This window comes from Alteribacillus iranensis (genome assembly GCF_900113025.1).
GTDB classification, from domain to species: Bacteria; Bacillota; Bacilli; order Bacillales; family Marinococcaceae; genus Alteribacillus_A; species Alteribacillus_A iranensis.
Map to the genome: position 1 here is coordinate 103,947 of NZ_FONT01000005.1, position 25,736 is coordinate 129,682.

Below are 25,736 nucleotides of genomic sequence, written 5' to 3' on the forward strand. Positions count from 1 at the left end.
TCGATGCTTATTAGAAACGCTCGTCTACGCCATAAGAAAGGATTATGGGACCTTCTAATTAAGGATGGAACCATACAACAAATAGAAGCAAATATCAGTCTAGAGAATGAAGAAACTATTGATGCGAACGGCAGCTTAGTTATTCCTCCCTTTGTCGATCCTCACATACATTTAGATTCTGTACTAACGGCTGGAGAACCGGAGTGGAATCTGAGCGGTACGTTGTTTGAAGGAATCGAGCGCTGGAGCCAACGGAGAGAAACACTTTCTGCCACTGATGTGAAAGAACGCGCTACGTTAGCTTTGAAATGGCAAGCTGCCCAAGGAGTTCAATTCGTCCGTACGCATGTAGATATCACGGATCCCCAATTGATTGCGTTAAAGACCCTTCTTGAGTTAAAGGAGGAAATGAGTGATTATCTTGATCTACAAATCGTAGCTTTTCCACAAGAAGGAATACAGTCATACCCTCAAGGAGAGGAGCTTCTCGAGGAATCACTGCGAATGGGAGCAGACGTAGTGGGAGGAATTCCACACTTTGAATTTACTCGAGAATATGGAGTCGACTCTTTACGAACAGCTTTCCAGCTAGCGCAAAAGTACAATCGCCCCGTAGATATCCATTGTGATGAAACCGATGATGAGCAATCACGTTTTATAGAAGTAGTGGCAGCTGAAGCTCTTCGTTCAGGACTTGGAAAACAAGTGACGGCAAGCCATACTACAGCTATGCACTCTTACAACAACGCTTACACAGCAAAGCTGTTTCGCCTGTTGCAGAAAGCAGAAATCAACATTATCGCAAACCCATTAATTAACATTCACTTACAAGGCCGTTTTGATTCTTATCCGAAACGTCGTGGTATCACCCGTGTAAAAGAACTTTTAGAAGCCGATATTAACGTTTCTTTTGGACATGATAACATTTCTGATCCATGGTATCCCTTAGGAACGGGAAACATGCTTCAAGTCCTCCATATGGGAATACATGTCTCTCACTTAATGGGGTATGAAGAAATTAATTCTGCTCTCGATCTTATTACAAATAATAGTGCTAGGACTTTACAGGTAGAAGAGTCATATGGCATCACCGAAGGGAAACCGGCGAATTTCATTGTGCTAGGTGCAGAAAATGAATTTGAAGCTATACAGAGACAAGCTCCTGTTTTATATTCCATACGAAACGGAAGCTTGATATCGCATACCAAACCAGCAGAGACTTTCATACACACCCCTAATAAACAAGAACTTATTCCTTTCCAAAGACCATAGTTTTTAGCAGATTAGAGACTTTTAAGTGACACGCCCTTTATAACATAAAAGCGAGCATTCCCAATCCATTCGGGTGCTTAGAACTTTGCCGAACCTCTATCTATTTCGGCAAAGTTTTTTTCTTATTCTTCCCAAAATAAATCGTCCAAGGGTTTGGAAAGTATTTTTCTGATGGCTAAACCTAGCTTTAAACTTGGTTTATATTCACCTAGCTCGATCAACCCCTCTTCTAGCGAGACACTCCGACTCGTTTTGTCCATTTTGTGGTATCTGACTTAAGTTAACATAGATTTTCATTATAGATTTTTATTAAATACATCTGTAAAATATAGGCATTACTATTGGGGAGGAGAAATTATGTCTTCCACATCTGAGCATTTTCAACTTTTAAACTCTGAAATTGAGAAGCGTCACTCCTTTGATGATTTGGAAAATATTATTAAATTATGCAAGAGAGGAATGGAACAACTTCGTGAAGATTCTAACGAGATAACGGAAATCCCCCGTTTTCTCCCCTGCCGAGATATTCTTATCCAGTCCTATGCCATGTTGGATCAATTCGATAACGCACGTGTTACTGCTGACGAAGCATATAAGGCTGGAACATATCATATCAATGTATATCAGGCTGTTTTGAAGAGAATAGATGAGATGGAGAAAGTTCACTATCATATGTTTGCATGTCTTCAAGAAGATCCAGGCTTGCCTGTGGATGAGGTTCGAGAGAGATTGCAATGTGACAAAAAAGCATTGGAATGGTACATAACGAACAGTAAAAACATTAGGAAAGAGTGGAAAGAAGACAGCTTGTTCTTACACCTTTCCTCAGAAGAGCATTCGGTAGACCCTGGAATGAAGGCAGCCCTTGTCGATGTAGAAACAACAGGCCTCTCTAAAGTAAAAGATGAAATTGTAGAAATTGGTGTCATGTTTGTCCGTATCAATCGAAGAAATGGAGAACTAATGGAGGTTATTGAGGAGTTAAATGAATTGAATGAACCTAGTTTTCCGATACCAGAAAGGGTATCCAACATTCACGGTATACGTGACGAAGACGTAAAAGGTAAGCAGATCACGTACAAGCGTTTTGAAAAAGTATTTGCTCAATCTGATCTCATTATCGCTCATAATGCTGGCTTTGACAGCGGTTTTATTCAACGCTATTTCCCATCTACTCAGTTCAAACCTTGGCACTGTTCCGTTCGAGGGATCCAATGGAAACAATATGGTTTTAAAACGAGGAAACTTGTTGACCTATGTCACTATCACCGTATTACAAACCATCAAACACACCGCGCACTAGACGACGTCAAGCTGACACTTGCTTTACTGCAAAAGAAAAACCCCTGGGGAGATTATTATTTAAAAGAACTATTGAAACGCCCCATCGATTTTCCATTACCTCAAAGCTGATAAAAATAGGAAGAAGAGCTTTCCGACGCTGTGCCGGAAAGCTCTCCTAAACTATAAATCATTTATCCTATTATTGGTTCACTCATCACTTCCACTAATCGTTTCATTCCTGCCTCGATTACTTCCGGTTCTGAATTAGTGAAGTTAAGTCTCATTGTGTTTTGAGCGGGATTATTTACATAGAAGGGAGCTCCAGGAACAAAAGCTACCCCATTATCCACGGCCTGATTTAACAACTCTTTTGTATTAACAGACTCGGGCATAGCTACCCAGAAAAACATACCGCCTTTTGGTACTTTATAGCGAATAGGTAACGTATCCCCGCCACGATCGAATATATCTTTCATTACGTGCATTCTTTCTTTGTACACTTTTTGCAACTTATGGATATGCGCATCTAAATCAAATTCCCTCAGCAAATGTACAAGGGCATGCTGTGTTAGTGAATTGGTGTGTAAGTCTGTCGCCTGCTTAGCTTGCGACATCATGCGAATAATTTGGTGAGGACCCGTGATCCAGCCTGTTCTCATTGCCGGGACAACGGTTTTAGAAAACGTACTCGTATACATGACGTACTTATTATCATCCAATGAGGCAATTGGCGGTACGGTCTCTTCATCAAATTGAATGTCTCCATAAGGGTCATCTTCAAAAATAAGGGTATGGTACTTTTCCGCAAGCTTTAACAGCAGCCTTCGGCGTTCTAATGACCACACTTTACCTTCCGGATTCGAGTAAGTCGGTACAATATAAATGCATTTCGGTTTATATTGTTGAATCTTTGTCTCTAAATCTTCTTCTATCATGCCATCCTCATCTGATTCGACTGGGATAACTTGCACCTCATACGACTGAAAAACCTGTAAGGCTGCAAGGTATGTAGGATTTTCCGTTAAAATAATATCCCCCGGGTTAAACATGACTCTTGCAAATAAATCTATCGCCTGTTGTGAACCAGAAGTAATTAAAATATTTTCAGGATCACGATGGATCTCTTTGACAGCCATCCTTTCAGCCAATTGTTCCCTCAGAGCTGGAACGCCCTCTGTTTCTCCATATTGCATTACTTTCGGACTAGACGACATTGCCTGATCAAAAGCAGTTTTCACCTCATCTATCGGGAATAGTTTCTCATCCGGCAATCCACCTGCAAAAGAAATAACATCCCCTCTGTTCACCACTTTTAAAATGTCCCGTACAGCAGACGATTGCATGTGGGTTACACGCTTTGCAAATCCGTACTTCATATCTATTTCCCACCTTAACAATTAATTCAAATTATCTGATAACAGAATTAAATAAAATGTATAATATTATAATTATAGCATATCTTGCCTTACCTGCGGATATCTGTCTCTATCTTATTTTTTTATTTAAAGAAAATGTGCTCAGCCTTTAATTGATTATTAAACTCTAATATCCCGAAAGAGTAATACGGCAACCTGCGCTTATCAGTCGGTGATCCAGGATTAAACAGCATTGTTTTCCCTGAATAACGAAGAAGTGGAAGATGAGAATGACCAAAAATGATCATATCCAGTTTCTCTCCTTCGAACGCCTCTGTCACTCGTTTTTCTGTCGTTTTCTTTTCCCCATGACCATGAATGAGACCGATACGCCATCCTTCTCGCTCAATCACCTTTTTTGCGGGAAATAGAGCTCTAATATCTTCACCGTCCACATTTCCGTATACTCCTTCCACTGTCCCATACTGCTTTAACTGTTCATATACTTCAGGTATTTTCCAATCCCCACCGTGGATAATGAGATCTGCTGTTTCTAGTTCAACGATTAAACGCTCAGGCAGCCTTTTCTCAGGCTTATTCATATGGGTGTCAGATAAAACTACTACTTTCACATGACCACCTCTCCTCTAGAGTAATATAAATCAGCAGTTTCACAGCATGTTGCATCATACTGGTGAAGCCTGTGCTAAACGATAAGCATATGGAAGCCATTATAACAAAACTTTTTTCCTCTAATCAGAAATACCAATATGAGAAGATTTTTCTTTTTCGTTTCATGTCTGGTATTCTTTAAAGGAGAGATTGTAACAGAAAGGGGAATCACCAATGACTGAGCCAATTCAACAACCCCCATTCCGAGCAGACCACGTAGGGAGTTTACTGCGCCCGGAACGAATAAAAAAAGCCCGTTCTGATTTTGAAAAAGGTCTTATTGAGAGGGCTGATCTCCGTACTATCGAAGATGAAGAAATCACCCGAATTGTAGAAGAACAAAAGAAGGCAGGACTTCAAGCCGTCACAGATGGAGAATTACGACGTGGCTGGTGGCATTTTGACTTCCTTGAGGGGTTAGACGGAGTAGAAGGCTATACCGCGGAAGATGGAATACAATTCCAAGGTAAGCAAACCAAATCTCGTGCTATAAAGGTAACTGGTAAGCTAGGATTTACTGATCACCCTATGCTCGAAGACTTTTCATTTTTACAGAAAGCAGCTGGACGGCATACTGCTAAAATGACGATACCTAGTCCGAGTATGCTTCACTTTCGAGGAGAGATTGATTCTACTGTTTATAAAAACGAGGAGGACTTTTTCACTGACCTTGCTGAAGCATACAAAAAAGCTATACAAGCCTTTTATGAGGCTGGCTGTCGATACTTGCAACTAGATGATACATCATGGGCATATTTTTGTTCAGAGGAGCAGCTGAAGCAGTTGAGAGAGCGTGGAAAAGACCCCGAAGAAATGAAAAAAAGGTATGCAGAAACTATTAACAAAGCCATTTCCGAACGTCCGGATGATATGAAGATTACAATGCATATTTGTCGAGGTAATTTTCGCTCTACTTGGATTTCTTCCGGGGGTTATGAGCCGGTAGCGAAAACACTGTTCGAGGATTTAAAAATTGATGGTTTCTTTCTTGAGTACGATACGGACCGCGCCGGTGGATTTGAGCCACTTCGATTTATTAAACGCAGCGATCTCCAAATCGTATTAGGATTAATTACATCGAAGTCTGGGGCGTTAGAAGAAAAAGAGGAAGTGAAACAACGTATTCAAGAGGCTTCTCACTATGTCCCAATGAACCAACTGAATGTGAGTCCACAGTGTGGGTTTGCTTCTACTGAAGAAGGAAACTTACTAACAGAAGAAGAACAATGGGCCAAGCTGCGTCATACCGTTGAAATTGCGAACGACGTCTGGAACGCTTAACTAAATGGAGGGCTGTCTAAGCTAGTCTTAGTTACAGCCCTTTCTTTTTTTATTATATTTCAGATATTAATGGTGACTTCGACCATGGGGTGATAACTTCCTTTTTTTCACCAGATGCTCTGTCGTAAACATACCTAGGTTTCGTGCCAATATTGCCACCATAGATATGAATACCAATACACGGTGTATCCGAAGCACAGTTCACCTTATGTATATCTAGATCCTTACTACAGCAGACAGTCACATCGCCTTTATGTAAAAATCTTTCTCCTACTTTATCTAGTTCTCCCCCTTCTATACGAGACTCTAAGAATTGTACTTCTCTTTCTTTTCCGTCGACGATGCCAATCACTCCCCATACCCCATGATTGTGAATTGGTGTCGACTGTCCCACATCCCAGACAGCAGATGAAATGGAAAAACTTTCGTCTGGGGCGATATATAACGGATATAGTACATATTTATCAGGGTTTGGCAGTGTATATTCATTAGGTATGGACAGACCGCTGTTCAAATATGACTTTAATTTTTTGGAAACGCGTTCTGTAATTTCTTCCTCTGCTGTATGATACGTTACGATTTCCTCAATTTCTTTCACAAAACGCTTCCAGTGATCTAATACTTCTTGTTGTATTTCCATTATTTGTGTCATCCTTTCCAAAAAGACTCCTAACTACATAAACTATTCAACATTCATACTATCTTTTCCTTGGTTTTGCTTTTTCTTTTCATTACCATTCCAAACATATACAATGAAAGGGGAAGATTAATTGAACGGGAGGAGAATTCAATGTCAGAAGGCCACCATTTAAAAACCCATTGCATTCAGCTCGTCCCTATTTTTCAGAATTTAGAAACCGAGGAAATGGAGCGTATTGCTTCTTTAAGTCACGTACAAACTTATGATAAAGGAGATATGATTTATCACGCGGGAGAAGAGGAAAACTTTCTCTATATTGTACATAAAGGGAAAGTTAAGGTTACTCGGCTCATGGAAAATGGCAAAGAACAACTCCTTCGCATTCTTGAGTCAGGAGACTTTATGGGGGAATTAGCCTTATTCACAAAAAATATACATGACAGTTATGCCGAGTCTAGTTCACCTACTGAATTATGTGTGATCACTCGTGAAGATTTTCAGGAAATTTTAGCAAAGCACCCGGAGATTTCAATGAAAGTTCTCGAAGAAGTCAGTCACCGTTTGAGTCAAGCGGAGAAATTGATGACTCAGTTAAGTGCACAAGATGCAGAAATTCGTATAGCTTCTTATTTATTAGATTTGGCAGAAGAACAACATACGAACAACATTGTTCTTCCAATGAGCAAGAAAGATATTGCATCCTATTTGGGAACCACTCAGGAAACATTAAGCCGTAAGCTCTCTTCCATGCAAGAGAAGGGGTGGATCAACCAAAAAGGCCACCGGCATATTCGCTTATTAGAGAAAGAATCTCTATTTCAGATCACTCATTCATAGCAAGGAGCTGTATCAAAAGGGGGTATAGCTAGTATTCAGGCTCCTGTTTAATCGTACATGTTACCTATCGAATGTTTGCTAAGTTAGAAAATGAACGGAAAGTAATCAAAAAGTTATTGAGCTGCAGGGTAAAGATAAACATAGGAAATTACGAACGGCATGCGTTTTGCTGACGACAGGGAAAGCAGATTGTTAACCTTTTGATACAGACCCCAGCCTTATTAGTTAGCAGTCTTTGATTGTCCACCTCCCATATATTCAATGACTCGTTGTGCAAATTGTACACACTTTTCTTTTTGGTCATCATAACTTGGGGACAATTCAATTTTCAACGCAGGTTCTATGATGACGCCTCCCTGCTCTATTACTCTTTCTTCAAACAACACGGCGGCATTGCAAAAATCTACGTATAGGGTATCCCCGCTTCCAAAACATGAAGCATACTTCCCCGATAAATCAAGACCTTCCAGTTCTTCGTAAAAGTCTTCCGCTTCAAATGGAATATCCCCGTCATCGTACGTGTAAGAGCCGATCAAAACATAATCATAGTCTTCTATAACATCTACCCCTACCATATCCATTTCATAAACATCCACTTCTGTATACTTGCTGATTGTATTTACCAATATTTCTTTGATTTCCTCAGTGTTACCTGTCATACTCGCAAAAACAATACATACTTTACTCATCCATCTTCCCCCTTCATGAATCCTATCTTTCTTTATTATGGCTGGAGGAGATATGTTTTTCTTTGACATAGATCAAAAATACCCGATTATTTTATTTGATATGGATCAATGTTTTCTCCCTCTTTTGTTTCTATCCTAAAGATACATCCTTTTTAAAAGAGGGGGAAAACGTATGGTTTGGACACTCTATCAACTAACGCTTGGAGTTCATATATTTTTTGCAATAATGTGGGTAGGCGGGGTTATGTTTGTAGGGTGGGGGGTCTATCCTGCTGTAGCCTCCCTTCCTTATATCCAGCAGAAAAAAGTACTGGCTGCCGTGATGAAGAGAAGCCATCCGCTTTTTATAGTGGAAGGAATCGCTGTAATCTTGACTGGATTCCTATTAGGTACAGTACTAGGCCCTATTCATACGTGGTCAGATGTTTGGGGTACTGCCTATGGACAGAAATGGCTGGCCGCTTTTCTGATTGCCAGTTTCTCCCTAGTATGGGGAGCTGCCGTAAGCTACAAAACAACGATGAATGTGCTTATGAAAAATCATTTATGGACGCTCGCCAGTAATGGCAATATCACTCCCTTACGGCGAAGTCTATTGTTTGCCGCATGTCTTGCCTCTGTAGAGATTGCAGGTTTTATTTTCATTTTATTCCTCATGGTCCTCTTGTAAATCTTTCTATTGATGAGGAGGGAATCTTCATGCCATCTATTCGTTCTAACAAATTTATCTATCGCCACTCATGGAAGCAACTTGTACGACCTCTCACACTAACTGGTACTGTTACGCCAGTACTTGCGGGAACGGGTTTTGCTTTTCAGAAAGGCTCTATTGATATCATCACCTTCCTTACGTTTTTAATTGCCCTTCTTCTCATCCAAGTTTCTGTTAATATATGTAATGATTATTACGACTTTCAACATGGACAAGATAAAGAAAAATGGACATCCAGTAATCAAATTTACTCCATTCAAGGAATCTCTCCAAACAAAATGAAAGCTGCAGCCATTCTATTGCTATTTATTGCTCTACTTATTGGATTACGACTTGCTTTTCTGACTTCCCCTTGGCTAATCATCGTAGGCATACTTGGCATGACCGCAGGTATTTTTTATTCTGCCGGGCCGCGACCGCTGGCTTCTTTCGGTATGGGTGAACTTACTGCTTCCATCTTCTTGGGAGTGCTTCCGTTTACTATTGCCTACTCTATTCAAGGTCACGGACCCGGTTTAGATGTTTTCACCATATCACTTACTTTTGCTTTTTTAATTGCCACTATGATTCTTACAAACAATATAAGGGACATCAAAAAAGATAAACCGTTTCGGGTCACTATTCCTATTAAACTCGGTAAGCAATTATCCGTTGTTTTACTTTCTATTTTACTAACTGTCACTTACGCGCTCGTTTTTACAGGGATATTTTTACGAATTATCCCTGTATTGTCGTTGCTCGTTATTCTCGCCATTCCACTGGCTATACGTTTAGTTTGGTCTTTCCGACCTAATAATTCGAGGGAACATGAAATACAAGCCATGAAAATTGCAGCTTATCATCATTGGATGTTCGGACTGTTGTTGGCAGGAGGAATATGGTTTGGAGCTGTTTTATTTTAAATAAATGTGCATTTCAGGGGAGTTACATTGTTTATCAAAGAGAAGCCAATTTCTTTCTAGAACTGACTCATTCTGAAATTGGCTTCTCCTTCAAGTGACTTGTTATCAAACGAGGTGCAACACCTACCCGCAGAGATTCACTTTTTATAAGCAGCGCGAGACCTGTATTGTTGCGGAGCACGTGTTGGATAACGCACTGGCACACTAAACATATGAACCAATTTTGTGAACGGTATTGCTGCGAATAGCAAAAAAGCTGTTACGACGTGTACTTGAAAGATGAATGGAACACCATTCATCAATTGGTATTGAGGCTGAAAAATAAACAGACTTCGAAACCACGGACCTATTGTCGTACGGTATTCATAGGCGATCACGGTGCCATGGTGAGCTATGCGCCTTCCCCACGTTTGCTTTCACATATTGTTCTCTCTTGTCAGGATCCGTAACGATATTTTCCCAAGCGCTGACAGGATCTTTCCCTTCATCCAACTCACTCTTCCATAGCTCGTCTAAATCGCTGCGAATATACGGATGCTTTACCCTAATTGGACTATATGTGCCAGGAAAAACTAGCCCCCGCGGACATCCTCTCGGTTCATACTCAGAAAAAACACTGCCAGTTGTGGATAATCCGTTTGTTGTGTTTCTGTCGTGATAATGCCGTCTTTCACATAAATTTTCCAACTGCAAGACCCAGTATAGTTCAGAGTGGACGACTTTATCAAATTGCCAGCGACGTCGATACAAATCCTCCCATTCACGCTTCCAAGGACTTTCTTCTGTCCAGCTATCATTAATGCGCTCCCCACGCTTTAAATGTTTTAGACGCATGAAAAACTTATTATCCATCTTACTCATCACCGCCTCCTCCAAAATCTTGATTTAGCGGGTTAAATGATTCACCTGTGAAACGAATAGCTCCTTCGTTTATGTTTAGCTCTTCACTAAATACTTTCCACTTGGGAGCATTGGCTGCTACAAGAATCAACCTTTCTAATGTTTCCCCTTCACTAATTCCATATATTCTCTTAAAAAACAGTTAGAAAAGCGTAAAGGTGTATCTTCCACAATGTTCGCTTGAATGTATTTCTGATACTGTATTTCTGAAATAGCTACTTTCTTGGGTTTCAAAAAAATGTGTAAAAACAAAAAGTACGTTTAAGTAAGCCAGCGCTGTGGAATACGGGCATTGAGCCATCCATTTACCAATATGTGTTAACTTTTCCAAAATAGGTACTTTCAATGCATATTAAGGAAGGAGTTGTAGCTGTGAAAAAGAAGACACCTCCGTTTTTGCAAAAATTAAAGTTCTTAGGAAAAACAGACACAGAAACGGAACATAGCGAAATGTCTCCAAAACCACGAACTACCGAAAAGTACTATCGTGAAAGGTGGCAGCATGATAAAGTAGTTCGCTCTACTCACGGTGTCAACTGTACAGGATCATGCAGCTGGAATATCCATGTAAAAGACGGGATCATAACTTGGGAAACCCAGCAGACGGACTATCCGAGTACAGGACCGGGAATGCCTGAATACGAACCTCGCAGCTGTCCCAGGGGGGCCAGTTTCTCCTGGTATACATACAGTCCACAACGTGTTCGTTACCCTTATATCCGCAGTGCCTTACTTCAAGTATGGCGCAGCGCTCTCTCCGCAGAAAAAGATCCAGTGAAAGCCTGGGAATCTATTATTTCTGATCCTGAACAAACAAACCGCTATAAAAAAGCACGCGGAAAAGGAGGATTTGTCCGCGCTGATTGGAAAGAAATTGAAACTCTTATCTCTGCTCAACTCATTCATACAATCCAAGAGTATGGACCGGACCGTATTTTTGGTTTTTCCCCTATTCCAGCGATGTCGATGGTGAGTTACGCTGGTGGCGCGCGTTTTCTTAATTTGATTGGCGGTGCCCTTTTAAGCTTTTATGACTGGTATGCGGATCTGCCTCCTGCCTCGCCGCAAGTGTGGGGAGAACAAACGGACGTACCCGAAAGCTCTGACTGGTACAATTCGAGTTACTTAATGATTTGGGGGTCCAATCTGCCACAAACCAGAACCCCTGACTCCCATTTCATGGTAGAAGCACGTTACAAAGGTACAAAAGTTGTCGCTGTTAGTCCGGATTATGCTGAATTCGTAAAGTTCGCAGATGACTGGCTGCCGGTACAAGCAGGTATGGATGGCGCCATCGCTATGGCCATGACCCATGTCATTCTTCAAGAATTTTATCTCGAGCAACATGTTCCTTACTTCGATCAATACGCCAAACAATATACAGATTTACCATACCTTATTACCTTGAAAGAAACGAAACATGGCTGGAAAGCAGATCGTTTTCTGCGTGCGAGTGACTTGGGAATGGATACCGGTAAAGGTGAATGGAAAACCGTTGTTTATGATAAAGATGCATCGTCCTTTGCTGTTCCAAATGGGTCAATCGGCCACCGGTGGGATGGTGAGAAAAATTGGAATCTTCAACAGAGTGACGTTATCAATAACCTAGAACATATTTCTCCTGTTCTTACTCTTGCAGGCCACGAAGACAGTGTAGAAGAAATTTGCATGGCTTCTTTTGAACAGGATGACAATCGTGTATATAAAAATACGGTGCCTGTTAAAAAAATATCATCTGAAAGCGGTTCAACTCTTGTTACAACCGTTTTCGATTTAATGTGTGCTCAAAGTGGAATCGAACGTGACTTCACTGGGAAAAAAGTGCCGTCACGTCGTTACGAGGAAGACCGGCCATACACTCCAGCCTGGCAGGAGAAATATACGGGCGTCGGACAAGGTCTTGTTGCACAAATTGCTCGTGAATTTGCTCAAAATGCAATTGACAGCAAAGGACGCTCTATGATTGTCATGGGGTCTGGGATCAACCACTGGTACCATTCAGACACGATTTACCGTGCCATTTTAAACCTCGTATTGCTTACAGGTTCCCAAGGCGTAAACGGCGGAGGATGGGCACATTATGTCGGACAAGAAAAAGTAAGACCGTATGAAGGTTGGCAGAACGTAGCTATGGCTCGCGATTGGGGAGGCCCAGCCCGTCTCCAAAACGGTACATCTTTTTTCTATTTTGCAACCGAACAATGGAAATACGAAGAGCAAAAAACGAGAGATTTAGCATCTCCTCTCGAAGACACATATAAGTATCAAAATCTTGCTGATTACAATGTTCTTGCCGCACGGCTTGGCTGGCTTCCTTCCTACCCGCAATTTAATAAAAATCCAATCACACTGCATGACAGCAAGAACACGCCAAATGAGACCACAGCTAACATATCAGAGGCTGTCTCGAACAACGAAATGGATTTTGCGATTGAATCACCAAACGATCCGGTCAATTTTCCTAAAACAATGTTCGTTTGGAGAGCGAACCTTATTGGTAGCTCTGCGAAAGGTCATGAATATTTCTTAAAACACCTATTAGGTACTCATGGACACACATTCAGCAGTGAAGAAGAAGATTTAGAAACAACAGAAATCAATTTAGATATTCCGTCAGCTACTGGAAAATTAGACCTTTTAGTAAACCTTGACTTTAGAATGTCAGGTACAGGTTTATACTCGGATATTGTATTACCGGCCGCCACGTGGTACGAGAAGTACGATTTAAGCTCCACCGATATGCACCCTTTCGTTCATCCGTTTAACGAAGCTATTACACCACCTTGGGAGAGCAGATCGGATTGGGATATCTTTAAACACCTCGCGAAGAAGTTCTCAGAAATGGCGAAAGGACACTTTCCTGAAAAAGTGTATGATGCTGTTGCAAGTCCATTGATGCATGATTCGCCAGACGAAATTGCTCAAACGTTTGGACACATTCCTGACTGGAAAGAACGTAACGAGAAACCTGTTCCAGGAGTTAACTTTCCGAAAATTAACATCATAGAGAGGGAATTCACAAAGGTTTATGACAAATTTATTACCCTAGGTCCGAAAGTTAAGGATGCCATCGGAGGAAAAGGCATCACGTGGGAAGCAAAAGAAGAATACGAAAAATTATTGAACATGCTAGGACCATCCAGGAAGTCGACCCACTATTCCGAATACCCTGCATTATACAATGATAAAGATGCAGCAGAAGCCATTCTGGCCCTGTCTAGTACAACAAATGGTTCACTTGCCAAAAAAGCTTGGAAACAAATGGAGGATAAAACAGGGCAGAAGTTGAGTGATTTAGCCGAGGAGCGCACGGAAGAACACATCACTTTTGATGACATAACAGCCCAACCACGCCATGTCATATCATCACCTGTATTCAGCGGTTCAACAACAAAAAACCGCAGGTATTCTCCATTTAGCACAAATGTGGAACGCCTAGTGCCATGGCGGACTTTAACAGGAAGGCAGCATTTTTATTTAGATCATGAAACAATGCTGGAATTTGGCGAGGAATTACCAATTTTTAAGCCGCCACTTAAAAAAGCTTCCTTCTACACAGAAGACAATCGGCCGGAAACAGACAGAAAAGAGATCACGCTTCGCTATTTAACACCACACTACAAATGGTCTTACCATAGCACCTATTATGACACGCTCCCTATGCTCACTCTATTTCGCGGTGGCCCTCATGTGTGGATGAACAATCTGGATGCAGAAGAAGCGGGAATCCATGACAATGACTGGCTGGAAATGTACAACCGGAATGGAGTAGTCGTTGCAAGGGCCGTTACAAGTCACCGTCTGCCACGTGGTGTAGCATTTATGTATCACGTTCAGGACCGATTGATTAACGTTCCTGGCTCCCGAATCACGAAAGATCGTGGTGGAACATTTAACAGTCCAACGAGGATTCATATTAAACCAACTCAAATGATCGGCGGTTACGCTCAACTGAGCTATGGGTTCAATTATTATGGACCAACGGGTAACCAGCGTGATGAACAAGTACAGATCAGACGAATGGATCGAAGTGAGGTGGATTGGCTTGAGGATTAAAGCACAATTTGGAATGGTTATGAATTTAGATAAGTGTATAGGTTGTCATACTTGTAGTGTTACATGTAACAACACATGGACCAACCGTAGAGGCGCTGAATATATGTGGTGGAACAATGTTGAGACAAAACCAGGCATCGGGTACCCAAAAGAATGGGAAAATCAAGAGAAAAACAAAGGCGGCTGGGAAATGAGAAAGGGGGAACTATCCCTCAAAGCAGGCGGCAAAGCAAATAAGTTATTAAATATTTTCTATAACCCAGACCTCCTAGACATCGACGATTATTACGAACCCTGGACGTACGACTACGACCATTTGATTCACAGTCCTGAAAAAAACCATCAGCCTGTAGCTCGACCTCAGTCACAGCTTACTGGAGAATACATGGAAATTTTGTGGGGACCTAACTGGGAAGATGACTTAGCAGGTGTCCATGAAACGGGGAAAAGAGACCCTAACATGCGCGGTATTGAAGATGATGTAAAGTTTGAATTTGAACAAGCTTTCATGATGTATCTTCCGCGGATCTGCGAACATTGCGTGAACCCTTCCTGCGTCGCCTCCTGTCCTTCTGGAGCTATGTATAAGCGAGAGGAAGATGGTATTGTCCTCGTTGATCAGGATGCTTGCCGAAGCTGGCGCTATTGTATGACTGGCTGCCCATATAAAAAAGTTTATTTTAACTGGCATACACAAAAAGCAGAAAAGTGTACGTTCTGTTTCCCTCGAATCGAAAATGGAGATCCAACAATTTGTTCCGACACGTGTGTAGGACGTATCCGCTATATCGGTATCGTATTGTATGATGCAGACCGGGTGAAAGAAGCAGCTTCCGTACCAAATGATCAAGATCTTTATGAAGCTCAATTGGACTTAATTTTGGACCCGAATGATCCTGACGTTATTGAGCAAGCAAAAAAAGATGGTATTCCGGAGGATTGGATTGAAGCAGCACAGGAATCTCCTGTCTATAAACTCGCTTGCGAGCAAAAAATAGCCCTTCCTCTCCATCCAGAATATCGTACTATGCCTATGGTTTGGTATATTCCTCCGCTAAGTCCAATTGTAGACGCATTTAATGGTCATTTTAACTCTTTGTCACCTGAAGTGGTATTCCCAGCTATTGATCAATTCCGAATCCCTATTGAATATCTCGCTAACTTGTTAACCGCTGGTGACACAGAAGTCGTTTCTACGGTTCTGAAGAAGCTGGTAGCCATGCGTACGTATATGAGAAGTATTGATCTCGGACAAGAACCCGATACACGTCTTATCGACGAAATGGGAGTCACAGAGGAAATGGCAAGAGATATGTATGAACTGCAAGCTATCGCTAAGTATGGTGATCGTTACGTCATACCGAAAGCTCATCGGGAAGAAGCTGAAAATATGTTTGCTCACCAAGGACAAGCAGGCTTTGACTTTATGGAAGGATGCTCCTCATGTGCCGCAAGTGGCGACTGGAAAGACCCTTATGAATTTAGTGATGCTTACTGGGGAGATCTAGCAGGAGGTAGTACAGATGGACGTCAATAGACAGATTTGGAAATTGTCTTCCTTATTTCTAGCCTATCCAGACAAAGAGTGGTATCAACAGGAGGAAGTCGGGCAATTCATCGCCGAATTGCCTGACGGTTCCCCGAAAACAAACCTGCAATTGTTTTGGGATTACGTATTATCTACCACATGGTTAGAATACGGAGAAAACTATGTGAAACAGTTTGATTTTAGCAAAGACTGTTCTCTATATTTGACATATGATGTTTTTGGAGAACAGCGTGAACGCGGACTTGGCTTTGTAAAATTAAAATTAGAATTTGCGAAAGCCGGATTTTATATTTCTAATGATGAGCTGCCTGATTACCTTCCTCTTGTGCTTGAATTTTTCACGGAAGCGGAGGATGAGTTTGTACACAAATTATATTACATCCACAAAAAACCAATGGATACACTATACGACAAGCTACGGGATCAGCAATCCCCCTATGCTTATGTAGTAGCAGCACTTCTAGAGACCCTTGATCAGTTCGTGGCTGTTCGAGAAAAAATGGAAGAAAAAACTGTATAAGGGAGGAATTGTTTTGGGCCCAATTGATTTCTTTTTGTGGGTAGCCTATCCTTATATCACTTTAACCATCTTCATTGTTGGACATATTTGGCGGTATAACCACGATCAGTTCGGGTGGTCAGCCCAATCTAGTCAATTTCTCCGCTCTGATCGACTATTAAAATGGGGAAGCCTACTATTTCATATAGGAGTTATTTTTGTCTTCTTTGGCCATATAGGTGGCATCGTTATCCCCCATACTTTTTACCCAATGATAGGTATCTCAGAAGAAATGTATCATTTTGGAGCAGTTTGGTTTGGTTCACTCGCTGGAGCGGCCATGGTAATCGGCGGGGCGCTCTTGACTATACGTAGATTGAGCGATAAACGTGTAAAGAGTCAAGGCTCTCGAGCAGACTTATATGTTCTTCTCCTTATTGGGATCGTTACGGTCGTTGGATTTACGAATACGGCTTGGTATACGGCGACAGGGGGAGATTTCGATTATCGCTATACGATAGGTCCTTGGTTTCGTGGCATTTTAAGCTTCCGTCCGATGCCGGAAATGCTTGCATTCGCTCCTTGGGGTTTCCAAGCCCATGTTATTGCTGCCTTCACTTTGTTTGCGGTTTGGCCTTTCACCCGGCTCGTCCATGTCTGGAGCCTTCCTCTGGAATATATAAAAAGAAAATATATTATTTACAGACGTGCCAATCCGAATAAATCGAAAAAAGCAAAAGCTCAGTAAAAGGAATGATTCATATGTCTGGACCAGCATTACGTGTTTATGACTCTCATCGGTCTATTCACGAAGCGGCTTTCGGCCAAGTCAAAGAAATGACAGCTATTATTAAACAACTTTATAATGAAAATCGATGGGAAGAGGCGAAACAAGCAGAAGAAATTTTAATTGAGCATTGGTATGATCATATTATTGCACATGCTGATTCTGAAGAAACCGGTCTCTATCAGGACATAAAACAAAGACAACCCGAAATGGTTGAAACAATCGCAAAACTCACTCGTGACCATGATTTGCTGAGGAAAGTACTGGAAGAAGCAAAGCATTTATTAGAAGACAATAGTGAACAAGAAGAGCGAATACAATTGTACGACAGTTTGCTTGTGATTAATTGGCAGCATAGCAGAGACGAAGAAAAATATTTACTCCTCTAGTAGATATTCCATAATTATAGCCGCGGAAGGTGATGGCTCCGCGGCTTTTTCCTTTTTATTTATCTTTTTTTAAGTTAATTATATCCTTACGTCTTTTCGGTCAGTTCCGTAAACATAGCTACATATCCTGTGTTCGGTTCATGTTTATTTTTTATCGGGGTAATCGTTAGCCATTCACGATAAAGGTCCCCACTTTTCTTGCGGTTCACAATTTCTCCTTTCCAATACCCTTCTTCTTCTATTTCTTGCCACATCCGTTTGTAAAATTCTTCATCGTGCTTTCCTGATTTGAGAATGTTAGGAGTGGTTCCAATCGCTTCTTTTTCGCTGTACCCTGTCGTATCTACAAAGGCTGGATTCACGTATTGTATTCTTCCATCTTGGTCCGTAATCATAATCCCTTCAATCGTATGCTGCATGGCGGTATGACTCATTTCCAGCTTTCCCGTGAAATACATCCATACAACAATAATGAGAGCAGCTAAAGCAAATTGAGACAGAGCCATAAACCCGATCGCATAATGACCTGTTAAACCGAACACGATACTTAGGACGATAGGCGGGAAAAATCCACCCAATCCACCAATTGCAGAAACAATACCATTCACAATCCCAGCTTGCCTGGAAAAGTACAAGGGTACTAATTTAAATACCACACCATTTCCTACCCCTGCACAAACAGCTACACTTAAGACACCTACCGTATATAGCTCTAACGTTGGCGAAAAGGATAGAATAATACCTGAAACCGTAATACCTGCAAACACAATAATTAAGATAATAAACGAATTAAACTTATCACCAAGCCATCCTCCCACTGGCCTTAGGAAAGTGGCTATCGCAATAAACCCTGCGGTGCGCAATCCGGCATCTGTAGAAGTTAATCCAAAAGAGGAAACGAGAAAATTCGGCAGGTACACGGTAAACGCCACGAACGAGCCAAAGGTAATAAAATAGAACAAGCTCAAAAACCACATTCGTTCGTTTCCTATCACAGATGCAATCTGCGGTCCAAGTTTCACTCGTGTTTTCTGTTCTTTCCGGTCTCCTAGAAAAACATTCAATAAAATAAAAAAGATTAACAAAAGGAGAAACAAACGGATCGTATTGTTCCACCCTATTTGTGTCGCAATGACCGGTGAGGCAAATGTAGTGACAGCGGTCCCAATGTTACCAACACCGTATATCCCATTCACAAAACCGTGACGTTTTTTATCATAGTATTTCGGAAGAGACGTAACTCCAATTGAAAACACCGCTCCTCCAATCCCTAAAAAAAGCCCTCCAATGACTAAATCAGCAAAAGAATCAGCTGTACTTAAGTAAAATACTGGAAACAACAAGACAATAAAACTCACAATAAAAACAATTCTCGCACCATACCTATTCGTCCAAAATCCAATTGGAACTCTCATCAGAGAACCTAGTATAACTGGTATAGCAGTGACAAGTGAGGCTTCTGTAGCCGAAAGAGAAATATCTTCTGTAATAAACGGCATAAGTGATGAAATCATTACCCAAACCATAAACCCGGCGAGTAAGCTGGATGTCTGCAAACTTAATTGAACGCCTGGTCTGTTAGTCATAACGAACCCCCATTCTACGAAATTTCAAGCATATTTTGGTTGTTTATCGTAGTCGTTACGAGTCGTCAAAAAATGAATGTTCTAGTAGAAAGAAGTTTTTCTTATGTTTACGAGAACAGTAAGATTTTTAACGTCATTCGAGGATTTTCCGGCACGGCGAACGGTACCTGCAAGAGAATTTTTACATTGCATTCCTCCATTCATTACTCTCCATTTTTAAAACAACATTCTCTAAGTAATTTTCTTTTTTTATAGTGTCCTTCTTTCCTTTAATCATGTTTTGCATTCTTATTTACAAGAGAAGCGCAAGGCGCCCACTTGTACAGGATGTGCTGGCTTCTGCGTGCTCACGCAGGATGCGTTGACTCTTGCGTTAGCTAGTACACGATGTACTGACTTCTGAGTTGGCTTACGCAGGACGCGTTGACTTTTGCGTTACGAACAGGATGTTCGTGAATTTAGCAAAAGATCCACATCAGATGTTTGCGTTCTTAGCAGAAGATCAGCTGTTGATGTTCGTGAATTTAGCAAAAGATCCGCATTCGACGTTGGTGTACTTAGCAGAAGAACCCCCTACGGGCGAACAAGCGCTTAGAGGTGAGCCGTCTTCACTTTGAATGGAATAGCAACAATTCAGAATATCATAAACCAACTTTATAGTAGTGATTTCGACTCCTCTATACCCACGCCCCCTTCTTTTCAAACGTTAAAATTTTCCATAATTGATATACGTCAAAGTAACACAAGGTTTTCTCGCTCATAATGGAATTGAAAGGAGGGAGTTACATGGATCATACCGTAAATGTCCCATGTACTTGTTATGAGGAAATTGAACGCATGGTCAATGAAGGAGGAAGAAGTCACGAATACATGCTACCGGATGTGAAGAACTTGAAACTGAATAGATCAACTATTAAAGGAGTGGATAATCATGTTGGTAATGATTAGTGATGTGAATGCATTGGTGTGGATACTCGCTATTATTTCTGTTGTCATTTCCTTTATTCTTCGTCATAAGGTTCTGCTTCTTTCACAACTTTCAGCTGTTATCGCTTTTTTCATTGTTTTATCTTCCGTTAGCTTGAACACTAGCCCTTTTATTTTGTTGATTCAAATCGTTATTTCCCTGTATGGACTTATTCAGTATAAAAAAGCCGCAGATTACAATTACCAACTTGTGATGGAAAAAACTCACCAAGTTCCCCGTACTATCACCAGAAATGGTAACTTTGGAGATGAGCATCATAGATGGCGTTCCGCCTGAATGTTATCAGACCTACTGAACGATTCTTCATTCTCATAGAAATAAACGGGTTCGCCTCGTGCGTAAACATTGCGGAAACAATGGAGAGCCAGGGGCATACCCGTTCAATGAATTTATTTGAATATATGTTTTGCTTATACCGGGTACACCGGATGCTTTCTTTGGGAGAAGGTAACATTCTTGGTGGTATATACATTAAAGCGAGAGGTGAGCTCCTCTCGTAGCCGTTCACCACTCACTACCTCATCAACAATCATCTCAGATGCCAATCGATAAATATCAATGTTTTCTTTATATTCCTTTCTCTTCTTTTCAATAAATGCTTGCCTCTTTTCTTCGGGCAGAGAAGCAATTTTCTTTGCATATACTGCATTCACTGCAGCTTCTGGTCCCATGACAGCCACTTGTGCGGTTGGCAGTGCCAGGCAACAATCAGGTTCAAAGGCAGGACCAGCCATCGCATATAAACCAGCTCCATATGCCTTCCTAACAATGACGGATATTTTTGGGACGGTCGCTTCCGACATAGCTGCTACCATTTTGGCTCCATGCCTGATTATCCCCTGTTTCTCCACGTGCGTGCCGATCATAAAACCGGGTACATCCACTAAAAATAATAAAGGTATATGAAAGGCATCACACAATGTGATAAATCGAGCGGCCTTATCCGCCGTATCCGGGAAAAGAACCCCGCCCTTTACGCTTGGTTGATTCGCCACGATTCCCACGACTCTCCCATTTATCCGTGATAAAGCAGTGATAATCTCGGGAGCAAACAATGCTTTTATTTCAAACAAGCTATCTTCATCGATTATTCGTTCGATAAGCTCGTACATATTAAAGGGGCTGTTTTGATTTTGCGGAATAATGTCTTCTATGGTTTTTCCACGTGGAGTCGCTATAGCAGGATGTTGTGCTCCGCATTTTTTAGGCTGCTTTGTATAGTTGGCGGGCATGTATGTCATATAGTCTCGTGCTTTCTGTATCGCTTCTTCCTCATTCTGCACAAGAATATCACCACAGCCTGAGACCGAACAGTGCATCTTCGCCCCGCCCATCTCTTCAAGGCTTACTCTCTCTCCGATGACCATTTCAGCCATACGCGGGGACCCCAAATACATGGAAGCATTCCCTTCCGTCATAATAACAATGTCACAAAAAGCGGGGATATAAGCGCCACCAGCAGCGGAAGGTCCGAATAAAATACACACTTGAGGTACTTGTCCAGACAGCTTGATTTGATTATGGAAAATCCGCCCCGCCCCTCTCCGTCCAGGAAACATATCAATCTGGTCGGTGATACGCGCTCCTGCAGAATCAACTAAATACAAGAGTGGAATTTGTAACCTTTCAGCCTTCTCTTGAATACGTATCATTTTCTCCACCGTATGCGCTCCCCATGATCCTGCTTTAACAGTGGAGTCATTAGCAATAAAACAAACCGTTTGCTCATGTATTTTACCCGTTCCTGTGATTACACCGTCTGCAGGCAATCCTTCCGCTGCCTCATTTGCGAACTTTCCATCTTCCGTTTCTATCCCATGATCAAGCAGGAGTCGCAGACGTTCACGAACAAACAACTTATTTTTTTCCTTGTTTCTCTGATGATAGTTATGTGGTCCCCCTTGTGCAATACGAGCTGCCTTCCTCCTAAGGTCTTCTTCCCAGGTCAATCTAAAGTCCCCCTTCTTCTCTTCACACTTATATTCCGCCAATTCCTGCATTTCTCACTTTCAATATATTACTATCCAATGATCTGCCCAATTTCCTTTCAATAAACGCGGCTGCTTCCCAAATTTTTTCTTCCCTCATCCCCGTTTGGATCCCCATCTGGTGTAAGAGATATAGTAATTCTTCCGTTGCCATATTTCCTGCTGCACCGGGTGCATAAGGGCATCCTCCTAGTCCTCCGCATGAGCTGTCCAGTTTATGAATGCCCCTTTGTAAGGATGCAAGGCAATTAGCAGCTGCCATTCCGTAGGTGTTATGAAAGTGCATGGCGATTTTATCCGTAGTTACTTTTTTTAATAACACAGACAATAACTGGTCCACATGACGCGGACTTGCAGCTCCTACCGTATCTCCGATAGACAGTTCGTCTACCCCCATCTCTAGTAAAGCACAAGCTACGGAGAGGACTTTATCTATTTCCACCTTCCCCTCATAGGGACACACAAAAGACGTGGAGATATAACTTCTTATCGTTTTGTTTGCTTTTTTCCCTTCCTGAATAACTTCTTTCAGAACAGGGTAAGTCTCCTTAATAGTTTTATTAATATTCCTCTTATTATGGGTTTCGCTGGCAGACATAAACACAGACAATTCGTCCATCCCAGCTTCAATAGCTGCTTCCGCTCCTTTTCGATTAGGAACAAGGGCTGCAAAAGTAACGTCCTTCTTATGTTTTACTTTCGCAGCAGTTTCTTTGGCATCTTTCAGGGCTGGAATCCATTTTGGTGAGACAAAAGACGTAATTTCAATGTAAGACGTTCCACTATCTATCAACTTTTCTATCCAAGCAACTTTATCATATGTTCGTATAAATGTATCCTCATTTTGCAAACCATCTCGGGGACCTACTTCTCGTATACTCACATGATTAGGAAGATTTTTCATTGTTATCACCTATTGTTTTTAATCTAGCTCTATGAGGTCTTCCCCTTCATTTATAAAATCTCCTTCCTCTCTAAACACCGTTTTCACGTTACCAGGATAGTCAGAAACGATAGGTATTTCCATTTTCATTGATTCTACGATAGCTACTTCCTCTCCCGCTTTCACTTCGTCACCAGCTTTAACATGGATCTTCCATACGGTTCCGGTGATTGGAGTCCGAATAACTTCCATCCTGTCCCCTCCCGTTTGCTTATTTATTGCTCGCATCCGATACTTCTTGCTATGACGAGTCTTTGGATCTCTGAAGTACCTTCTCCAATTTCCATCAGTTTCGCATCTCGTAACATTCGCTCCACTTCATACTCTCTCATGTAGCCATATCCCCCGTGTATTTGAAGGGATTGGTTACAAGTACGAGTAGCCATTTCAGACGCAAATAATTTAGCAAATGCTGACTCTTTGCGATACGGTTTCCCTTTATCCTTTAGCCAAGCGGCTTTCCACACCATATTCCGTGCCAATTCAATTTCTAATGCCATATCAGCAAGCTTAAATTGAATGGACTGAAATTGAGATATCTTATTCCCGAATTGTTTTCGTTCATTTGCATAAGCTAGCGCCTTCTCATACGCTCCCTGCGCAATCCCTACAGCCAAAGCTCCAATGGAGACCCTTCCTCCATCTAGCGTATGCAAAAACTGTTGAAGTCCTTCTCCTGGACTTCCCAAGATATTCTCTTGCGGTACACTTACATCTTCAAGTATCAGCTCACAAGTATTAGAACCTCGCACCCCCATTTTTTCGTACGGACTTCTTATCGTAAAACCATCTGCATCCGTAGGGACAATGAAAGCAGATATGATATTCTTACCGGTTGCTGTTTTTCCCGTAACTGCTGTAACAATGACCATGTCGGAATATTGAGCGTTTGTCGTCCAACTTTTTTCTCCATTAATTAGATAGCGACCATCTTTTAAAACTCCTTTTGTCTGCGTCCCTCCTGCATCCGATCCCGCATTCGGTTCAGTTAATCCAAAAGCGCCCAACCTTTTGCCACTCGTAATAGGAACAAGAAAACGCTGCTTCTGTTCCTCTGTTCCAAAAGAAAACAATGGACTTGCTCCTAAAGAAACAGCAGCGGCATAGCTTAAACCTGTCCCACCACATGCTTTTCCTATCTCTTCGACTGCTATCATATAAGAAATCGTGTCTCCTCCTGATCCGCCATATTTTTCTGGGAAAGGTAGACCAAGAAGACCTAATTGACCTATTTTTTTGAAGGTATCCTCCGGAAATTGACCTGTTCTATCTACTTCGATGGCATTAGGGGCTATTTCGTTGCGGGAAAACTCCCTTACCATTTCCCGAACCATCCGCTGCTCTTTCGTTAATTCAAAATCCACCAGCCTCTCTCCCCTCCTAAGCCTGCACTAAATATAATGGCTTATTATCTATATATTCATCACGAATAAAAACAATGCGTACAAGTATTGCATCATAATCAAAGCAAGTACGTACTTCCTCCGTTATTTACTGGAAACGATATTTGCGGTCAATACTCTAATCCTCGGACCTCCGAAAAAGACTTCCTTCAGTCCGGACGGAATCAAGCCCGAGCCGATAACGATTAACGTTCGGTGTCGCTTCCAACATCATAAATAAAGAAAGAGACGGGCTGCTCTAAGTAAGCTAACCCGTCTCCTCTTAAGAATCATTCGGTCCGTATACTCTTTTTCTGATATCCTTACTTTTTCCTGTCTCCACCCGATTCATCAATGTAACTCTCCATCTTCCAGCTAGATACTCACACGATGCCAGTTCTCTAGCCGCTTGTATATTATCCTTTTCTACGTGCATAACTTGATTGCAACGTTCAATCGTCCATTGAGGATATGGGCGTTCTACAAGTGTAAGAGGTTGATCGGATTGCACAAAGCCCTCTTCTAACACTCGAAAATACCATCCCGTTCTCCCCGAGTTTTGTATATGCAAAGCCAGCTCTTTCATTTTAAAACGACGAGCAGGCTTCCAACATGGCTGCCTAGGTTGACAAACTTGGATCACAGCCTCGCCAATATGATATGTATCACCAATGGCAACTTCTCTTTCTGTCTGGTTAGAAATAGAGAAATTTTCTCCCATTGCCCCTGGCCTCATGTCCGTCCGTTGAAGTTCGTCTTGCCAATCAACGTAATGTTCGGATGGATAAGCAAAAACAGCTTTCTCTTCCCCACCGTGATTTTTTAAATCAGCCTGACCATCACCGTGTAAGTTTGTTCTTCCCAGCCATACTTGCCCTGTTACACACTCTTTAAAAATTCCACTTCTCCACTCGCGGTCCATAGGACGTTCTGCATCTTTTTTACCTGTCGTTTTAGGTTTACCTATAAATATTTGTTTTAAATAAGGCGTCATGCCATCCCTCCTGCCGGTTCCCCAAATATAT

Annotated in this window: 27 protein-coding genes; 14 read left to right on the forward strand and 13 right to left on the reverse strand. The window is 41.6% G+C overall.

Annotated features, from left to right (window positions below; translation table 11 throughout):
* Positions 1–3 precede the first annotated feature (3 nt).
* Both codA and BM095_RS11945 read left to right on the forward strand, forming a co-directional pair.
* Complete coding sequence (codA, locus tag BM095_RS11935; protein WP_091662062.1) at positions 4–1,272, forward strand: cytosine deaminase; 1,269 nt, start codon at positions 4–6, stop codon at positions 1,270–1,272.
* A 357-nt stretch (positions 1,273–1,629) separates the two neighbouring features.
* Entirely contained in the window at positions 1,630–2,685 is a 1,056-nt protein-coding gene (locus BM095_RS11945; protein WP_091662066.1) for an exonuclease domain-containing protein, read from the forward strand.
* Positions 2,686–2,747: 62 nt separating this feature from the next.
* On the opposite strand, the gene BM095_RS11950 is transcribed toward BM095_RS11945, so the two are convergent.
* Together BM095_RS11950 and BM095_RS11955 are read right to left on the reverse strand one after the other, a co-directional pair.
* The gene (locus tag BM095_RS11950; protein ID WP_091662069.1) at positions 2,748–3,932 is read right to left on the reverse strand and encodes an aminotransferase-like domain-containing protein; all 1,185 of its coding nucleotides are present in this window, start codon (positions 3,930–3,932) and stop codon (positions 2,748–2,750) included.
* Between the two features lie 122 nt (positions 3,933–4,054).
* Entirely contained in the window at positions 4,055–4,543 is a 489-nt protein-coding gene (locus tag BM095_RS11955) for a metallophosphoesterase family protein (protein WP_091662071.1), read from the reverse strand.
* Between the two features lie 214 nt (positions 4,544–4,757).
* Here BM095_RS11955 and BM095_RS11960 point away from each other — a divergent pair, with 214 nt between their 5' ends.
* Complete coding sequence (locus BM095_RS11960) at positions 4,758–5,864, forward strand: 5-methyltetrahydropteroyltriglutamate--homocysteine S-methyltransferase (RefSeq protein WP_091662074.1); 1,107 nt, start codon at positions 4,758–4,760, stop codon at positions 5,862–5,864.
* Positions 5,865–5,916: 52 nt separating this feature from the next.
* Here the strand turns inward: BM095_RS11960 and BM095_RS11965 are convergent, their stop codons facing one another.
* Positions 5,917–6,504, reverse strand: coding sequence for a cysteine dioxygenase family protein (locus BM095_RS11965; RefSeq protein ID WP_177194796.1), 588 nt, complete (start codon positions 6,502–6,504; stop codon positions 5,917–5,919).
* Positions 6,505–6,654: 150 nt separating this feature from the next.
* Here BM095_RS11965 and BM095_RS11970 point away from each other — a divergent pair, with 150 nt between their 5' ends.
* Positions 6,655–7,341 carry a Crp/Fnr family transcriptional regulator gene (locus tag BM095_RS11970; RefSeq protein ID WP_091662079.1) on the forward strand — a complete coding sequence of 229 codons (687 nt, stop codon included), beginning with the start codon at positions 6,655–6,657 and terminating at the stop codon, positions 7,339–7,341.
* A gap of 221 nt (positions 7,342–7,562) precedes the next feature.
* Here BM095_RS11970 and BM095_RS11975 read toward each other — a convergent pair whose 3' ends face one another.
* Entirely contained in the window at positions 7,563–8,030 is a 468-nt protein-coding gene (locus BM095_RS11975) for a flavodoxin (RefSeq protein ID WP_177194797.1), read from the reverse strand.
* A gap of 172 nt (positions 8,031–8,202) precedes the next feature.
* Between BM095_RS11975 and BM095_RS11980 the strand changes: the two genes are divergently transcribed.
* Together BM095_RS11980 and menA are read left to right on the forward strand one after the other, a co-directional pair.
* The gene (locus tag BM095_RS11980) at positions 8,203–8,700 is read left to right on the forward strand and encodes a hypothetical protein (protein ID WP_091662085.1); all 498 of its coding nucleotides are present in this window, start codon (positions 8,203–8,205) and stop codon (positions 8,698–8,700) included.
* Between the two features lie 29 nt (positions 8,701–8,729).
* On the forward strand, positions 8,730–9,644 hold the full coding sequence (gene menA, locus BM095_RS11985) for a 1,4-dihydroxy-2-naphthoate octaprenyltransferase (protein WP_177194798.1): 915 nt from the start codon (positions 8,730–8,732) through the stop codon (positions 9,642–9,644).
* Between the two features lie 137 nt (positions 9,645–9,781).
* Here the strand turns inward: menA and BM095_RS11990 are convergent, their stop codons facing one another.
* From BM095_RS11990 to BM095_RS16605, 3 genes are read right to left on the reverse strand one after another with little or no spacing between them, the layout of a single operon-like run.
* A complete protein-coding gene (locus tag BM095_RS11990; protein ID WP_407639166.1) occupies positions 9,782–10,021 on the reverse strand; it encodes a respiratory nitrate reductase subunit gamma in 240 nt (79 codons plus the stop codon).
* Entirely contained in the window at positions 10,008–10,505 is a 498-nt protein-coding gene (locus BM095_RS11995) for a hypothetical protein (RefSeq protein ID WP_407639167.1), read from the reverse strand. The genes BM095_RS11990 and BM095_RS11995 overlap by 14 nt, the downstream gene beginning before the upstream one ends.
* Entirely contained in the window at positions 10,498–10,635 is a 138-nt protein-coding gene (locus BM095_RS16605) for a hypothetical protein (RefSeq protein WP_177194799.1), read from the reverse strand. The genes BM095_RS11995 and BM095_RS16605 overlap by 8 nt, the downstream gene beginning before the upstream one ends.
* 281 nt (positions 10,636–10,916) lie before the next feature.
* Between BM095_RS16605 and BM095_RS12000 the strand changes: the two genes are divergently transcribed.
* Genes BM095_RS12000 through BM095_RS12020 form a run of 5 tightly spaced genes read left to right on the forward strand, consistent with a single transcriptional unit; the run spans position 10,917 to position 17,824 of the window.
* A complete protein-coding gene (locus tag BM095_RS12000; RefSeq protein ID WP_091662093.1) occupies positions 10,917–14,600 on the forward strand; it encodes a nitrate reductase subunit alpha in 3,684 nt (1,227 codons plus the stop codon).
* Positions 14,590–16,137, forward strand: a complete 1,548-nt coding sequence (narH, locus tag BM095_RS12005) for a nitrate reductase subunit beta (protein WP_091662096.1) — start codon at positions 14,590–14,592, stop codon at positions 16,135–16,137. The genes BM095_RS12000 and narH overlap by 11 nt, the downstream gene beginning before the upstream one ends.
* Positions 16,124–16,669: a nitrate reductase molybdenum cofactor assembly chaperone gene (gene narJ / locus BM095_RS12010; RefSeq protein WP_091662098.1), complete on the forward strand. Its 546-nt coding sequence runs from the start codon at positions 16,124–16,126 to the stop codon at positions 16,667–16,669. The genes narH and narJ overlap by 14 nt, the downstream gene beginning before the upstream one ends.
* 13 nt (positions 16,670–16,682) lie before the next feature.
* Positions 16,683–17,396, forward strand: coding sequence for a respiratory nitrate reductase subunit gamma (gene narI, locus BM095_RS12015; protein ID WP_091662101.1), 714 nt, complete (start codon positions 16,683–16,685; stop codon positions 17,394–17,396).
* 14 nt (positions 17,397–17,410) lie between these two features.
* Positions 17,411–17,824, forward strand: a complete 414-nt coding sequence (locus tag BM095_RS12020; RefSeq protein ID WP_091662103.1) for a hemerythrin domain-containing protein — start codon at positions 17,411–17,413, stop codon at positions 17,822–17,824.
* Positions 17,825–17,910: 86 nt separating this feature from the next.
* On the opposite strand, the gene BM095_RS12025 is transcribed toward BM095_RS12020, so the two are convergent.
* Positions 17,911–19,410, reverse strand: coding sequence for a nitrate/nitrite transporter (locus BM095_RS12025; RefSeq protein WP_091662106.1), 1,500 nt, complete (start codon positions 19,408–19,410; stop codon positions 17,911–17,913).
* A 452-nt stretch (positions 19,411–19,862) separates the two neighbouring features.
* Between BM095_RS12025 and BM095_RS16610 the strand changes: the two genes are divergently transcribed.
* The 3 genes from BM095_RS16610 to BM095_RS12030 all read left to right on the forward strand — a co-directional run bounded on the left by BM095_RS16610 (position 19,863) and on the right by BM095_RS12030 (position 20,674).
* Positions 19,863–20,027 carry a hypothetical protein gene (locus BM095_RS16610; protein ID WP_177194800.1) on the forward strand — a complete coding sequence of 55 codons (165 nt, stop codon included), beginning with the start codon at positions 19,863–19,865 and terminating at the stop codon, positions 20,025–20,027.
* Positions 20,028–20,196: 169 nt separating this feature from the next.
* The gene (locus BM095_RS16615) at positions 20,197–20,358 is read left to right on the forward strand and encodes a hypothetical protein (RefSeq protein WP_177194801.1); all 162 of its coding nucleotides are present in this window, start codon (positions 20,197–20,199) and stop codon (positions 20,356–20,358) included.
* Positions 20,342–20,674 (forward strand): hypothetical protein, encoded by a 333-nt coding sequence (locus tag BM095_RS12030; protein ID WP_091662108.1) that lies wholly within the window; start codon positions 20,342–20,344, stop codon positions 20,672–20,674. The genes BM095_RS16615 and BM095_RS12030 overlap by 17 nt, the downstream gene beginning before the upstream one ends.
* Before the next feature lie 134 nt (positions 20,675–20,808).
* On the opposite strand, the gene BM095_RS12035 is transcribed toward BM095_RS12030, so the two are convergent.
* The 5 genes from BM095_RS12035 to BM095_RS12055 form a co-directional block, all read right to left on the reverse strand.
* Positions 20,809–22,398 carry an acyl-CoA carboxylase subunit beta gene (locus BM095_RS12035; RefSeq protein ID WP_177194802.1) on the reverse strand — a complete coding sequence of 530 codons (1,590 nt, stop codon included), beginning with the start codon at positions 22,396–22,398 and terminating at the stop codon, positions 20,809–20,811.
* On the reverse strand, positions 22,376–23,290 hold the full coding sequence (locus BM095_RS12040) for a hydroxymethylglutaryl-CoA lyase (protein ID WP_091662114.1): 915 nt from the start codon (positions 23,288–23,290) through the stop codon (positions 22,376–22,378). The genes BM095_RS12035 and BM095_RS12040 overlap by 23 nt, the downstream gene beginning before the upstream one ends.
* Before the next feature lie 18 nt (positions 23,291–23,308).
* Positions 23,309–23,521 carry an acetyl-CoA carboxylase biotin carboxyl carrier protein subunit gene (locus BM095_RS12045; RefSeq protein WP_091662117.1) on the reverse strand — a complete coding sequence of 71 codons (213 nt, stop codon included), beginning with the start codon at positions 23,519–23,521 and terminating at the stop codon, positions 23,309–23,311.
* A 23-nt stretch (positions 23,522–23,544) separates the two neighbouring features.
* Positions 23,545–24,693: an acyl-CoA dehydrogenase family protein gene (locus BM095_RS12050; protein ID WP_091662119.1), complete on the reverse strand. Its 1,149-nt coding sequence runs from the start codon at positions 24,691–24,693 to the stop codon at positions 23,545–23,547.
* 301 nt (positions 24,694–24,994) lie between these two features.
* The gene (locus tag BM095_RS12055; protein WP_091662122.1) at positions 24,995–25,705 is read right to left on the reverse strand and encodes an MOSC domain-containing protein; all 711 of its coding nucleotides are present in this window, start codon (positions 25,703–25,705) and stop codon (positions 24,995–24,997) included.
* Positions 25,706–25,736 lie beyond the last annotated feature (31 nt).